The sequence below is a fragment of the Shewanella sp. SR1 genome (assembly GCF_020447145.1).
GTDB lineage: Bacteria > Pseudomonadota > Gammaproteobacteria > Enterobacterales > Shewanellaceae > Shewanella > Shewanella baltica.
Map to the genome: position 1 here is coordinate 1 of NZ_JAJAEF010000045.1, position 14,369 is coordinate 14,369.

Below are 14,369 nucleotides of genomic sequence, written 5' to 3' on the forward strand. Positions count from 1 at the left end.
ACGCAGGAACCGCTATCAGATGGGCAAATCTAAATCTCGCATTACCAATTGGCCGGAATATAACAAGGCGTTGACCAACCGAGGCTCACTGACTTTTTGGATAGACGAGCAGGCGCTCAACCTCTGGATATTGACGGCCGTTTCACCAATGGTCAGGTCAAACTGAGTACACTGCAGGGATGCGGCAACTGGCAGGCTCAGACTGGAACGCGCATTGAAACTCCATACGCCAAGACTTCCGGCTACGCCAGAGAGGGTTAACCCCTTCAGGAAAGTTCGTCGAGACGTTTTCAACAGCATGCGCATTCCCTTATTTAAAGTATGGTTACTGACAGAATTCGAGAACCGATTTAAATTAAATTACTGGTTCATCCACTTACAATGAAATGAAGCTAGCACACCTTAAGAAACAAATTCATTACAATCGTGTAATGTACATAGCTGTATTACATTTACGTCATCTTCCCCACAGGTTGATTATTTTTATATATGATCATAAGGACATCTTTTATGTACCTCAGAAGGTAATTACACATGAATATATTAATCACGACCACTGCGTTTACAGCTTTATTTTGTGGGGCAGCTTTTGCTCAGTCCAGTGATATTGCCCATGAAGCACATCGATTTGTTAATAATGCCTCAGCCGTCAGTCATGTGAATTCCTCGACGCATGAAAATTTGCCGGACAGGATTAATAAAAACAGCACGCCCTCATTCTCTGAAATGAATGAACATGAAAGGGCCATTGTTGCTCATTCATTTATGAACAACAGCCCGTCCTATGCACATCAGAAAATGATTGAGGAACATAAAAAAATGCTGTCCGAGAGTGGTGAAAATTCAAAGACCTTCTCTTCTTCTTTTAACGAACTGAATGCCGGAGAGAAAGCCGCCCTCGTGCATGAGCAGGTCAATAATGCCGGTGCGGAAGCTCATCAGACGCAGGCAAGAAAGCTTCGCGGCCTGTATTCGTCCAGGTAACTGCAGGCGGGTTAGTGCTTAGCGTCAGGTGCGCAGCAGGGCTTTACTGACGGGTTACGTAGCAGGACATGAGCCCCATATTGCTCTGCCGTAACCTGTTTCAGTCCCGTTAATCATCACCGTCGGGCTGGTCATACAGTTCCCAGAGCTTCAGGAGCAAACGGGAAACAAGATATGTTACAAAAATGACGACCATCAACGGTGCTCCCGATTAACTGACAGATGACACGCCTCCTGAAAACCCCTAGCATACGCCGCAGTGTTCATGCTAACGGCGAATTCCAGTAAATGTATTCTACCGATGTCGTAAAAGAAAATGCCTGCCTTTCAGCCACCCGCTCGGGGCTGGAATCGAACGAGATCGCTACTCTTCAGCGCTCCTTGCCTTCCCGGTTTAATCTGCGGCATTTGAAAAAAATGAATCATTAAAACTCGTACTGCAAAAGAAAGCGGGAAAATCACATGTCGTGGCCTATAAATTTACGTCCGGTTCATTTAATTACACGGCGTATCGTATATCAGATAAAAAGTTCTATAACCTTTCCGATACTTCCGGGAAAGGCAGTCTCGATTATCCGTTACCGGCCACAGCAAGACTCAGTTCGCCTTTCAATCCTGCAAGACTTAACCCGGTATCCGGAAAAGTGAGTCCCCATAATGGCATTGATTATTCCATGCCCATGAACACGAAAATAGTCAGCGTCATCGACGGAAAAATCACCCGGGCCGAATACAACAGTACCATGGGATATTTTGTTGAAGTAACGGGAAAAGCCGGTGTTAAAACTCGCTATCTCCACCTCAATAAAATACTCGTTACTAAAGGGGCCAGGGTTACACGGGGAGGTGCTATTGCGTTATCCGGTAACAGCGGACGTTCATCCGGTCCTCATCTGCATTACGAGCTGGTCATCAATAACAACCCTGTTAACTCTCTGGCGTTCCGGGCAGCGGCACCCGCTGATAACAAACTCGAACAGCATGCCTTTGCGCATGCCAGAGACTACGAACGATACTTGGACTGATAACGGGACCGCGACGCGGCCCCGTCTGCCGGATTAATTTTTTTTATCGTTTTCACTTCCGTGATGTTGATGATCTCCATGCCCTCCGTGGCCGTGGAAAAGATGCATTAGCGGGCAGACCAGCAATAACAGATATGGCCAGTAACCTGCCACATGTGACCAGTGTTCGCGCAGGAGGGCAAATGCCGCGATCGCGGCGACAGCAATAAGCGCATAGGTGGTACTTTTCATACTGGACTCCTTCTGTTCGTAACTGACCCTTCACTCAGTGTTATTTCCCGAGCCTGACACTTTTCAGACGCAACGCATTCACAATGACGCTGACGGAGGAAAGAGCCATGGCCGCCGCCGCAATAACTGGCGACAGCAGTATTCCATACACAGGATAAAGCAGACCTGCAGCCACAGGCACGCCAAGTGCGTTGTAGATAAATGCAAAAAACAGATTCTGTCGGATATTTTTCATGGTGATCTCTGACAGATGACGGGCCCTGTTCAGTATCATCAAGTCGCCTTTGAGAAGGGTGACTCCGGCACTTTCAATTGCCACATCTGTACCCGTTCCCATAGCTATGCCCACGTCAGCCGCTGCCAGCGCCGGGGCATCATTTACACCGTCCCCCGCCATCGCAACCACATGACCAGACGCTTTCAGTCGGGTTATCACTGCTTTTTTGCCGTCAGGCAGAACCCCGGCTTCAACCTCATCTATTCCCAGTTTCCGTGCGACTGCTTCAGCAGTAAGCTGGTTATCCCCGGTGAGCATAACAATGCGGATCCCCGCCTGACGCAAAGCTTTAAGCGCATCCGGCGTGGTTGCTTTCACGGGATCCGAGATAGCTATCAGGCCTGCAAGGTACCCATCTGTGGCCACATAGATAACGGTAGCGCCTTCCATCCGCAACGTATCCGCAACGGCCTTTTGATTATCAATAACGATACTGTTTTCCTGCATAGCCAGTTCATTACCAATAACAACCCGTTGACCTTCAACATCGCCTGAAACACCTTTCCCCGACGGAGCATTGAAATCACTGACTGCGGGTATCATGATCCCCCTGTGCTGGGCTGCCCGGACTACAGCCATACCCAGCGGATGCTGCGAGCCTTTTTCCACTGCGGCCGCTACATGTAAAAGAGATGCTTCCCCACCCGGATTGAGACTGATAATCCCTGTCACCGTAGGCGAACCTTCCGTGAGCGTGCCTGTTTTGTCGACAACCAGCGTGTCCACTTTTTCAAGACGCTCAAGGGCTTCGGCATTCCTGATTAACACCCCGGCCTGGGCTCCTTTGCCTACCCCCACCATTATCGACATCGGTGTGGCCAGCCCCAGTGCGCAGGGGCAGGCAATAATCAGGACCGACACAGCCGCAATCAGACCGTGCGCCATCCTGGGCTCGGGCCCCCAGACAGACCAGATCACGAAAGCAACAACCGCGATAAGTATCACCAGAGGAACAAACCAGCCTGAAACGCTGTCAGCCATTCTCTGGATGGGGGCACGCGAACGCTGTGCATCAGCGACCATCTGAACAATTCGTGAGAGCATCGTTTCATCACCTACTTTCTCTGCACGGATGATAAGACTACCTGTCTGATTAATCGTCCCCCCAATGACAGGGTCACCCTTCGTTTTGGTAACCGGCATAGACTCCCCGGTCACCATCGATTCATCAACGGTTGTTTTGCCTTCGATCACGATACCGTCGACCGGAATACTCTCTCCAGGTCTGATGCGGAGCTTATCGCCAGGCAGGACATCTTCCGCATTAATATCCGTTTCATGACCGTCATGATCCAGCCGTCTGGCGGTTTTGGGGGCAAGGTTCAGAAGCGCAGTAATGGCGCCTGAGGTTTGTTCCCGTGCCCGCAGCTCAAGAACCTGTCCCAGCAGAACAAGCACCGTAATAACTGCTGCGGCTTCAAAATAAACGGCCACCAGGCCATCCATGTTTCTGAACGATGCAGGAAACCAGTAGGGGAAGACGGTTGCAATGACGCTGTAAACCCAGGCTACGCCGGTCCCCATTGCAACAAGGGTAAACATATTCAGGGAGCGGTTACGTAACGACATTCCGGCCCGGGCGAAGAATGGCCAGCCACACCACAACACGACAGGGGAGGCCAGAAGCAGCTGCAGCCATGTGTTGTACTGTGGCGGTACTGTATTCCTCAAGTCGGGAAACAGATGAGATCCCATTTCGAGTACCAGAACCGGAAACGCCAGCAACAACCCCAGCCAGAAGCGTCTTGTCATGTCGTGAAGTTCATCACTCGGCCCCGTGGATGCCGTAGCTACGAGCGGCTCCAGTGCCATTCCACAGACAGGACAGCTTCCGGGACCACTGCGGCGTATCTCCGGGTGCATCGGACATGTCCACACACCTTCAGAATTCTCTTTTTCCGCCTGGTGGTGAGGCTGTTTTATCTGATCAGGGCTGACTTCGTGATGATCGTGGTGATGGTGATGGGAATGTTCACTGGCATCTTCGGTAAGATAACGATCGGGATGGGCTTTAAATTTACTCTCACAGCTGGCGGAGCAGAAATAAAGTTGATGGTCCTGGTATCGAATGCTGCTGTGCGCCCTGTCGGGCAGGATGGCCATCCCGCACACGGGATCTCTCACCTTATGCAATACGTGGCCCTCGTCCGGGGATAATGTCTGCTCAGAAGCAGTCTGGTTGTTGTGTTGCACTGCATTGTCATTTTTCACAGTAACTCTCCTTATGCATACCGAAGCATCTTCTGTCTTCAGGGTATGTCATGGATGCGATTACCACGAATATCGCCGGCACAGGAGTGCCTGCTACCGGCGTCCCGTTATCAGCCGTTCCGCTGACTATTCGATTCGCTGGAAGACTTTTTTACTTCCATCCGGTGAGAATGCGATAACATCGTAAGCCTCTTTTCGGGCTCCCATCTCCATTCCAGGACTTCCTGCTGGCATACCGGGGGTGGCGAGACCGTATATACCCGAACCAGACTGCATTGCCTTATGTATCGTTGTCGCAGGCACATGGCCTTCAATGATCAAATTACCGGCAACCGCGGTATGACAACTTCGTAGTCCTGCAGGAATAGCATGCTTTTCTTTCAGGGCTGACAGCGCCTGATCATTCATGACGTGAGTTCGTACTTCAAACCCGTCTTTTTCCATCGCTTTGCCCCACAGGGAACAACAGCCACAGTTTTCAGATTTGTACATATCAATCACTTTTTCACTCGCCATCGCGGGTAGTGAAAGGCCGAGAGCCAGCGCCATTAGAACCACTTTTTTCATACTCACCTCTGTATATTATCGATATAAACCCTGACGTCTGGGTGAATCAGTAAAGAAGGACACCCACAGGGGGTGCCCTTTCAGGTTCAGGACACGCTTTTTTTATGTCTGCGCAGCCAGATTAATTTGTAGGCGGCAGGAATAATGAACAGGGACAGCAGCGGAGCCGTGATCATCCCACCAATCATGGGTGCCGCGATACGGCTCATGACTTCTGAACCTGCACCGGTTCCCCAGAGTATTGGCAGCAGACCCGCAACGATCACCGCCACGGTCATCGCTTTCGGCCGGACACGCAGTACGGCACCATGATAGAGGGCTTCATCAAGGCCTTCCGGTGTGAACGTCTCTTTACGGGACAATTTCGGGTGCGCTTCAATGGCATGACGCAGATACATCAGCATGACCACGCCAAACTCTGCTGCCACCCCGGCCAGGGCGATAAACCCGGTTCCGGTCGCCACTGACATATGGAAGCCCTGCCAGTACAGGAACCATATCCCGCCAACCAGGGCAAACGGCAGGCTCATCAGGATCAACAGGGCTTCATCAACCCTGCGGAATGCCAGATATAACAGGATGAAGATGATCATCACCGTCATCGGTACCATCAGTTTTAATTTCTTATTGGCGTGCTCGAGTAATTCAAACTGTCCTGAGAATGCCACACTGGTCCCCGGTCTCAGTTTCACTTTCTCACTGATGGCCGTCTTAATATCGTTCACCACCGACACCATGTCCCTGCCGCGGGCATCAACATAAATCCAGCTGGCTGGCCGGGCATTTTCGGTTTTCAGCATGGTTGGTCCGGAAACGACCTTAATATCGGCAACATCGCCCAGCGTAATTTGCTGCTTCATTGGGGTCAGGATTGGCATCTCTCTCAACGCCTGCGGACTGTTACGGTAATCCTGCGGATAGCGAATGTTAATAGGGTACCGGGCCACGCCTTCAACCGTCTCACCCACCATAGCCCCACCGATTGCTGAAGAGACGAACAGCTGGACGTCGCCCACAGTCATCCCGTACCGGGAAGCTTTTTCCCGGTTAATGTCCACATCAATATAACGTCCACCTTCCAGTCGTTCAGCCAGTGCGGAAACCACACCAGGTACGGTTTTAGCGACTGTTTCGATACTCTGTGCTGTTACATCGATATCCGACAGAACAGTACCCGATACCTTAATACCTATCGGACTTTTAATGCCGGTTGAGAGCATATCAATACGGTTACGGATAGGCGGTACCCAGAGGTTGGCCAGACCCGGTAAACGGACGGTCCTGTCGAGTTCTTCAATAATCTTGTCAATCGTCATGCCTGGACGCCACTGATCCTCAGGTTTCAGTTGGATGGTGGTTTCCATCATTTCGAGCGGAGCAGAATCCGTGGCGGTCTCAGCCTTACCGGTCTTGCCAAAAACTGAGGCCACTTCAGGCACCGTTTTGATTAGTTTGTCCGTGGTCTGTAAGAGCGCAGCAGCTTCTCCAGGAGACACGCCAGGTAACGTTGACGGCATATACAACAGGTCACCTTCGTTAATCTTCGGTAAAAACTCGCCGCCCACCTGACTCAGTGGCCAGATAACAGTGAAAATGGATAAAGCCGCAACCAGCAGGGTTGTTTTTGGCCAGTGTAGTACCCTGAGCAGTAACGGGTGATACGCTTTAATCAGCAACCGGTTCAGTGGGTTACTGGTCTCAGCAGGAATTTTCCCGCGGATCCAGAACCCCATCAGAATAGGGATAACAATGATTGCCAGTATGGCTGCACCCGCCATGGAATACGTTTTTGTAAAGGCCAGCGGACCAAACAGACGCCCTTCCTGCCCTTCCAGGGTAAAAATAGGAATGAACGATAATGTGATAATCAGCAGGCTGATAAACAGCGCTGGACCCACTTCAACGGAGGCGTCAGTGATAACCTTCCAGCGGGTGGCATTATCAATCTGTTCCCCGGGATGCTGATGGTCCCACTCCTCAAGCCGTTTATGCGCATTTTCGATCATGACGATGGCGGCATCCACCATCGCTCCGACGGCTATTGCAATCCCTCCCAGCGACATAATGTTGGCATTCAGCCCCTGGAAGTGCATGACGATAAAGGCGATACACAGGCCAAGTGGCAGAGAAATAATCGCCACCAGGGCAGAACGGACATGCCAGAGGAACAGTGCGCAAACGACAGCAACAACGATAAACTCTTCAAGAAGCTTGTAACTGAGGTTGTCAATCGCACGATCGATTAACTGGCTGCGATCGTATGTCGTTACGATCTCCACTCCTTCAGGCAGGCTTGCCTTCAGCGTGTCCAGTTTATCCCTCACCGCCGTAATGACTTCGCGTGCATTTTTGCCCGAACGCAGGATCACCACTCCGCCAGCGACTTCGCCCTGACCGTTAAGCTCAGCGATACCACGCCGCATTTCCGGTCCCATTTGTATGCGGGCAACATCACGCAGGTAAACAGGTACCCCATTTTCCCCCGTTTTCAGGACGATATTTTTGAAATCATCAATAGTCTGAAGATAACCGCTGGCCCGGACCATATACTCTGACTGAGCAATTTCAACAGATGAGCCACCGGCTTCCTGGTTAGATGAGCTAAGAGCTTGTTTTACTTCTGGCAGACCGATGCCGTACTGCGTCAGTTTTACCGGGTCAAGCTGGATCTGATACTGCTTAACCACGCCGCCTACGGATGCAACTTCAGCGACATTAGGAATGGTTTTCAGCTCAAACTTCAGGAACCAGTCCTGCAGAGAACGCAGTTCTGAAAGGTCGAGTTTTCCGCTGCGATCGACAAGGGCATATTCAAAAATCCAGCCCACACCCGTGGCATCCGGACCGATTTCAGAACTCACCCCGGCGGGCAGTTTTCCCTGAACCTGATTCAGATATTCCAGCACGCGGGAACGGGCCCAGTACAGATCGGTGCCGTCTTCAAAAATGACATATACATACGAATCACCGAACTGTGAAAAACCACGCACAGTTTTTGCGCCAGGTACGGAGAGCATGGTGGTGGTAAGTGGATAGGTGACCTGGTTTTCTACAATCTGCGGGGCCTGGCCGGGATAGCTGGTTTTAATAATGACCTGCACATCTGACAGGTCAGGCAAGGCATCGACTGGCGTGTTAATAATCGTCCATGTACCCCAGATGCTGAGAAACAGGGCCCCCATCATGACCAGGAAACGGTTGGCGACAGAGCGCCGGATAATCCATTCAATCATCGTCGTCTCCTCAGTGCCCTGAATGCCTATTTACAGGCTGGTCAGACATTGCTGGCATACTGCTTTCTGTTTTTTCAGGATGGCGCATACGTTCCAGCGCGCCCGTAATATTGGCTTCGGAGTCAATGAGGAACAGACCACTGACCACCACGGTATCGCCTTCATTCAGGCCGGAGCCGATGCCGGACTGTTGTTGTGATTCATGCAGAACGTGGATCTGTTTCGGCACAAACTTGCCTTCATCATCAACAGTAATCACGCGCTGTTCTTTGCCGGTATCGATAACGGCCTGGCTTGGTATCAGCAGCATCTCCTGGCTCTTGGTATTGAGTTTCAGATAGGCATTCATGCCCGGCTTGAGAAACTCATCCTTATTAGAAACCTGGAGACGGACCTGAAGCGTACGGGTTGTCTGATCCACGCTGGGAAGAATGTTCCATTTTTCGACATGGAATGTTTTATCCGGATAAGCCGGTACCGAAATTTCAAACTGCGACGTATCTTTCAGCAGATAGGCGATAGATTCCGGCACTGCAGCGCTGATCCAGACCGGGTCCATCCCCTGAATCTGAGCCACCACCTTATCTTTCGAAATATTCATGCCGGTGCGCAGGTCAAATGCAGTAATGACACCATCAATAGGTGCTTTAATGGTAAAACGGGTCTGGATTGTGCGGGTTGAACGCAGTCTTTGAATATCCTCTTCCGGCATACCAGCCAGACGAAGTCGCTCCAGAACCCCTTTTATCTGGGTTGGCGTACCGCCTGTACCGGATAGCAGCAGGAACTCACTTTGTGCCTCAACCCATTCAGGAATGGTGATATCGATAAGCGGAGTGCCTTTCTTCACATGATCGCCAGTAGTCAGGGGATACACTTTTTCGACGAAACCGTCAGAGCGCGCCTGCACAATGACAAACTGATATTCGTTGTAACTGACATTAGCCGGAATTGTCTGAGAATAATTCAGCATTCCTCGCGTGACTTTTTGCGTTTTTAATCCCAGATTCTGAACCTGGGTTGGATCGATACGGATCCCGCCATTGCTTTTATCGCCACTTTCATCAGCATATTTTGGCACAAGGTCCATATCCATAAAGGGAGATTTTCCGGGTTTATCAAATTTGGTATCCGGTTTCATCGGGTCATACCAGAAAAGTACCTTTTTCTCCGGTGCCTTTTGTTCTGTTTGTACTGTTTTTTGTGATGAGTTTACATACTGCCAGGCAGTAACCGATATCAGCCCTCCTGCTAGGAGGCTGCTGATAATTATTGCAGCATATTTTATCTTTAAAGAAGCCATACAATTTCTCGCTGAAAAATCAAAACACCTGGCATATGCGCCCGATCATTCATTCACAGTAATCCCTTAATGAATGTTCAGGCGCACTGGATGTATTCGCTCCGGACAGTCAATCAGGATTGCGTAACGTTAATGCTTTTGAGTAAGGAGATATTGCCCTGCTGAATAAACGAGAAATCGACATGGTTGCCGATTTTCAGGGCATTGATAGCGTCGTCTGCATTAACAAAAGTGAAGCGCATGGTCATTGCAGGCCAGCCCACCGCAGGGATTGCTTCGTGCGAAATGGTGATCTTTTTACTATTCATATCAATGTCTTTAACGACACCGGTGCCCTTGATAACCTGCTGTACCGAAGCATCACTGGCAGCATTCATATCGCCATGCTGATGTGTTTCAGCATGAAGACCGGCAGAAAACATGACAGAGAAGGCACCAAATAAAACAGCTTTAAGTGAATTACGCATTTTTAATTTCCTGATTAATTAAATAAATTTATTCTACCCAACCGCCACCCAGCGCAGTAAACAGATTAATTTCGTTAACCTGTCGGGAATAGGTAAGATCGAGAATGGTTTGCTGCGTAGCGAAGAGGGAACGTTCTGCATCCAGCACTTCGATGTAACTGACAGCACCACTTGCATACAATCCTCTGGCTCGCTGGAGAGTTATCTGAAGTGAATCAAGATAACGCTGCTGTGACTCAAGTTGCTGGCTAAGGCTGTCGCGCAGCGCAAACGTGTCGGAAACATCCTTAAAGGCGGACTGAATTTTTTGTTCGTAATTAACCACCGACTGTTGCTGGCGAATTTCTGCCAGTTTGAGATTGGCTTTGTTCCTGCCGGCATTAAAAACAGGAATGTCAATTTTAGGGATAAAATTCCACATTCCGCTTCCTGGCGTGAAGAGACTGGACAGCTCCGTACTGCTTGCGGAAAGGCCACTGGTCAGGGTAATGGACGGGAAAAAGGCCGCCCGCGCTGCGCCAATATTCGCATCAGCAGCTTTCAGCTGGTATTCCGCCTCCATAATATCCGGTCGCTGCAGCAAAATTTGTGACGACAGGTTTGATGGCAGTTTAACTGGCGCGGTCTCACCGCCTTTCATCCCTTTTTCTGGCGGCAGTGCACGGTACGTTCCCAGCACCAGTTGCAGGGCATTGTTTGCCTGAGCCAGATCGCCTTCTCGTTTGGCTATCTCAGCGCGAGTACTTTCGATTTGTCCCCTGGCCTGTTCAAGCGCCAGCACATTCGTACTCCCGGTCACGAGCTGTTGCTCAACGAAAGCATAGGACTGTTCGTAATTTTTCAGCGTTTCCCGCGCGATACGGAGTTGTTCATACGCCAGTTGCTGGCTGAAATAGCTTTGTGAAACGCTGGAGACCAGCAGGATATGTACAGCCCGACGGGCTTCTTCGCTGGCAAAGTAGTTCTGGCGATCAGCGTCACTCAAGTTCTTGAGCTTGCCGAAAAAATCGAGCTCATAGCGGAGTTCCAGACCCGCGTCGTACTCCTGTGTGGTCGGCTTGTCGCCTTTCAGACCACCGCTGTAGGTGATCCCGGATGAGGCATTCAGCTGGGGATAACGATCTGCATCCGTGACGTTGAACTGGGCCCGGGCCTCTTCAACCTTCAGGGCAGCCATTCTCAAATTACGGTTATTAGCAAGGGCTTCCCCGATCAGCCGGGTAACCTGGGGATCGACAAAAAAGTTACGCCAGCCCGTATCCTGATAACCATTCACTGCTGGCGTCAGGCTGTTTCGGGACAGTGAAAACTGCTGGGGTACCGGTGCTGCCGGGCGCTGATATTCAGGTGCCAGAGAGACACAACCGGTCAGGATGAATATCGTGCTAATGCTGAGTAATTTTAATTTGAACATAACGCTTCTCGTCCAGGCAGACCTAGTAAATGGTTCAAATGAAGTCCAGAGTATTGATAGGGGTACTTTACCGAACGCTCTCTGTTTGTCGGGTGACAGGATAATGACAATGTTGTCATTTTTGCTGTAATCCGTTGATAATGATCGTGGGCGCAATAGAATGACCTTAGCAGCCAGCCGGGGAGCAAGATGAAAATATTGATCGTCGAAGACGAAATTAAAACAGGTGAATATCTCAGCAAAGGGCTTAGAGAGGCAGGGTTCGTAGTGGATCACGCTGATAATGGTCTTACCGGATATCATCTCGCCATGACAGCCGAGTATGATTTAGTCATTCTGGACATCATGCTGCCTGATATGAACGGCTGGGATATCATCCGGATGCTGCGCACTGCCGGAAAGGGTATGCCGGTCTTACTGCTGACGGCCCTCGGCACGATCGAACACAGGGTCAAAGGACTGGAACTGGGTGCGGACGATTATCTGGTTAAACCCTTTGCGTTTGCCGAACTGCTAGCCCGGGTGAAAACCCTTCTGAGGCGGGGAAACACGATGATCACGGAAAGCCAGTTTAGGGTGGCTGGTCTCTCGATTGATCTCGTATCCAGAAAAGTCAGTCGCGCCGGAAACCGCATTGTGCTCACCAGTAAAGAGTTCAGCCTGCTGGAATTTTTCATTCGCCATCAGGGAGAGGTTCTTCCCCGTTCCCTGATTGCCTCTCAGGTCTGGGACATGAATTTTGACAGCGACACTAACGCGATTGATGTCGCCGTAAAGCGACTCCGCGCTAAAATAGACAACGATTACGAGACAAAGCTGATCCAGACAGTCCGGGGCGTGGGCTATATGCTGGAGGTCCCGGATGCATAGCAAACCTTCCAGGCACCCTTTCTCACTCTCCCTGCGGCTGACCTTTTTTATCAGCCTGTCCACGATACTGGCTTTTATCGCCTTCACCTGGTTTATGCTGCATTCTGTTGAAAATCATTTTGCCGAGCAGGATGTCAGCGATCTTCAACAAATCAGCACCACACTGAACCGTATACTCCAGTCCCCGGAAGATCCAGATGAAAAAAAAGTAAGCAAAATAAAGGAATCGATTGCCAGCTACCGCAACATTGCCCTTTTGCTCCTCAATCCCAGGGGTGAGGTGCTCTTTAGTTCAGCGCAGGGGGCAGCACTACGCCCGGCCGTGAATTCAGCAGATTTTAGCGAGCACAGCCACGCACGGGATGTCTTTCTCTGGACGGTGGAGGATCCTGCGAGACCGATGGATACCGGGTCTGAAATGAAGATGGAAACATACCGGATTATCGCCTCCTCTGGCCAGGCGATATTTCAGGGCAAACAGCAGAACTATGTCATGCTGACTGGCCTCTCCATTAATTTCCATCTCCATTACCTCGATGCGCTGAAAAAAAATCTGATTGCGATTGCCGTCGTGATAAGCCTGCTGATTGTTCTGATCATTCGCATCGCTGTCCGTCAGGGGCACCTGCCCCTTCGTAATGTCAGCAATGCCATTAAAAGCATCACCTCCGAGAATCTTGATGCGCGGCTGGAACCGACACGCGTTCCCATTGAGCTGGAACAGCTGGTTATCTCGTTCAATCATATGATTGGAAAGATTGAGGATGTCTTTACCCGCCAGGCCAATTTCTCTGCCGATATCGCGCACGAGATCAGAACGCCCATCACCAATCTGGTGACGCAGACTGAAATCGCACTGAGTCAGGATCGAACCCAGAAGGAACTTGAGGATGTCCTCTACTCCAGTCTTGAAGAGTATAACCGGATGACCAAAATGGTCAGCGACATGCTGTTCCTGGCGCAGGCGGACAATAATCAGCTTATACCTGACAGGGTCCGGTTTGACCTCAGAGCAGAAGTCATGAAAGTCTTCGAGTTTTTCGAAGCCTGGGCCGAAGAACGCAATATCACGCTCAAATTTAACGGGATGCCCTGCCTGGTTGAGGGAGATCCACAAATGTTCAGAAGAGCGATCAATAATCTGTTATCCAATGCCCTGCGTTATACCCCGGAGGGACAGGCAATCACCGTCTCAATAAGAGAGCAAGAGAGCTTTTTTGACCTGGTGATTGAAAATCCGGGGAAACCAATCCCTGAAGAGCATTTATCAAGGCTTTTTGACCGTTTTTATCGGGTGGATCCGTCCAGACAACGAAAAGGAGAAGGCAGCGGCATCGGCCTTGCAATTGTGAAGTCAATCGTGGAAGCACATCACGGAAGAGTGCAGGTGGAATCGGACGTACGCTCAACTCGTTTTATCTTATCCGTGCCCAGACTGGAGCAAAGGATTCCGGAGCCCCAACACTGAGAAAAAAGATTTAAATGACAAAGATGTCATTAGCCTGTCATGCAGCAAACAGAAGCCATTCGATACTTATCAGGAAGGCTGGATTGCTTCATCAATACCCGGCGTCAGAGTACGCCAGGAAATGAATATCCAGCCAACTCCCGGAGAAATAAACACTGCCGGACTTGTTTCAGTTATGGAAATGAAAATATAGGTTGTGCTTCCCCCGGACAGGGACACCTTCGGTCAGAATTCCCTTTTCTTTAAACCAATTATGGTGCCCGACAGCATAATCGTGGATCTCAGACCAACCTTCGGCGCCAGCAATCACACCACACAG

General features: G+C 50.3%; 10 protein-coding genes and 4 pseudogenes. 5 read left to right on the forward strand and 9 right to left on the reverse strand.

The features are described 5' to 3' along the window. Positions 1-19: 19 nt before the first annotated feature. A pseudogene (locus KV201_RS21865) lies at positions 20-127 on the forward strand (IS5/IS1182 family transposase); the annotation flags it as partial. Here the strand turns inward: KV201_RS21865 and KV201_RS21870 are convergent. After that, positions 127-300: pseudogene (locus KV201_RS21870) on the reverse strand (twin-arginine translocation signal domain-containing protein); the annotation flags it as partial. The pseudogenes KV201_RS21865 and KV201_RS21870 overlap by 1 nt on opposite strands. 234 nt (positions 301-534) lie before the next feature. On the opposite strand from KV201_RS21870, the gene KV201_RS21875 reads away from it, so the two are divergent. After that, a complete protein-coding gene (locus KV201_RS21875; protein ID WP_011918417.1) occupies positions 535-984 on the forward strand; it encodes a hypothetical protein in 450 nt (149 codons plus the stop codon). A 288-nt stretch (positions 985-1,272) separates the two neighbouring features. Beyond that, positions 1,273-2,009: pseudogene (locus tag KV201_RS21880) on the forward strand (peptidoglycan DD-metalloendopeptidase family protein). 33 nt (positions 2,010-2,042) lie between these two features. Here the strand turns inward: KV201_RS21880 and KV201_RS21885 are convergent. From KV201_RS21885 to silC, 7 genes are all read right to left on the reverse strand, one after another. Further along, the gene (locus tag KV201_RS21885; protein ID WP_000843494.1) at positions 2,043-2,240 is read right to left on the reverse strand and encodes a DUF2933 domain-containing protein; all 198 of its coding nucleotides are present in this window, start codon (positions 2,238-2,240) and stop codon (positions 2,043-2,045) included. A 40-nt stretch (positions 2,241-2,280) separates the two neighbouring features. Continuing rightward, positions 2,281-4,728, reverse strand: a complete 2,448-nt coding sequence (gene silP, locus KV201_RS21890; RefSeq protein WP_226060575.1) for an Ag(+)-translocating P-type ATPase SilP — start codon at positions 4,726-4,728, stop codon at positions 2,281-2,283. A gap of 126 nt (positions 4,729-4,854) precedes the next feature. Further along, positions 4,855-5,295 carry a DUF411 domain-containing protein gene (locus KV201_RS21895; protein WP_000758228.1) on the reverse strand — a complete coding sequence of 147 codons (441 nt, stop codon included), beginning with the start codon at positions 5,293-5,295 and terminating at the stop codon, positions 4,855-4,857. A gap of 86 nt (positions 5,296-5,381) precedes the next feature. Then, positions 5,382-8,528: a Cu(+)/Ag(+) efflux RND transporter permease subunit SilA gene (silA, locus tag KV201_RS21900; protein WP_226060577.1), complete on the reverse strand. Its 3,147-nt coding sequence runs from the start codon at positions 8,526-8,528 to the stop codon at positions 5,382-5,384. A gap of 10 nt (positions 8,529-8,538) precedes the next feature. Further along, positions 8,539-9,831: a Cu(+)/Ag(+) efflux RND transporter periplasmic adaptor subunit SilB gene (silB, locus tag KV201_RS21905; protein WP_011711635.1), complete on the reverse strand. Its 1,293-nt coding sequence runs from the start codon at positions 9,829-9,831 to the stop codon at positions 8,539-8,541. Positions 9,832-9,944: 113 nt separating this feature from the next. Next, positions 9,945-10,298 (reverse strand): cation efflux system protein CusF, encoded by a 354-nt coding sequence (gene cusF / locus KV201_RS21910; protein ID WP_011711634.1) that lies wholly within the window; start codon positions 10,296-10,298, stop codon positions 9,945-9,947. A gap of 28 nt (positions 10,299-10,326) precedes the next feature. Then, positions 10,327-11,712, reverse strand: a complete 1,386-nt coding sequence (silC, locus tag KV201_RS21915; protein WP_037425949.1) for a Cu(+)/Ag(+) efflux RND transporter outer membrane channel SilC — start codon at positions 11,710-11,712, stop codon at positions 10,327-10,329. Between the two features lie 189 nt (positions 11,713-11,901). On the opposite strand from silC, the gene silR reads away from it, so the two are divergent. Next, positions 11,902-12,582 (forward strand): copper/silver response regulator transcription factor SilR, encoded by a 681-nt coding sequence (silR, locus tag KV201_RS21920; protein WP_011711632.1) that lies wholly within the window; start codon positions 11,902-11,904, stop codon positions 12,580-12,582. Next, positions 12,575-14,050: a copper/silver sensor histidine kinase SilS gene (gene silS, locus KV201_RS21925; RefSeq protein ID WP_226060579.1), complete on the forward strand. Its 1,476-nt coding sequence runs from the start codon at positions 12,575-12,577 to the stop codon at positions 14,048-14,050. Before silR ends, silS begins: the two co-directional genes overlap by 8 nt. A 208-nt stretch (positions 14,051-14,258) precedes the next feature. Here silS and KV201_RS21930 read toward each other — a convergent pair. Further along, a pseudogene (locus tag KV201_RS21930) lies at positions 14,259-14,369 on the reverse strand (ISAs1 family transposase); the annotation flags it as partial.

Coding starts and splice junctions, on each gene's coding strand:
- KV201_RS21875 (WP_011918417.1), top strand. CDS start 535: ATGAATATATTAATCACGACCACTGCGTTTACAGCTTTATTTTGTGGG.
- KV201_RS21885 (WP_000843494.1), bottom strand. CDS start 2,240: ATGAAAAGTACCACCTATGCGCTTATTGCTGTCGCCGCGATCGCGGCA.
- KV201_RS21895 (WP_000758228.1), bottom strand. CDS start 5,295: ATGAAAAAAGTGGTTCTAATGGCGCTGGCTCTCGGCCTTTCACTACCC.
- silA (WP_226060577.1), bottom strand. CDS start 8,528: ATGATTGAATGGATTATCCGGCGCTCTGTCGCCAACCGTTTCCTGGTC.
- silB (WP_011711635.1), bottom strand. CDS start 9,831: ATGGCTTCTTTAAAGATAAAATATGCTGCAATAATTATCAGCAGCCTC.
- cusF (WP_011711634.1), bottom strand. CDS start 10,298: ATGCGTAATTCACTTAAAGCTGTTTTATTTGGTGCCTTCTCTGTCATG.
- silC (WP_037425949.1), bottom strand. CDS start 11,712: ATGTTCAAATTAAAATTACTCAGCATTAGCACGATATTCATCCTGACC.
- silR (WP_011711632.1), top strand. CDS start 11,902: ATGAAAATATTGATCGTCGAAGACGAAATTAAAACAGGTGAATATCTC.
- silS (WP_226060579.1), top strand. CDS start 12,575: ATGCATAGCAAACCTTCCAGGCACCCTTTCTCACTCTCCCTGCGGCTG.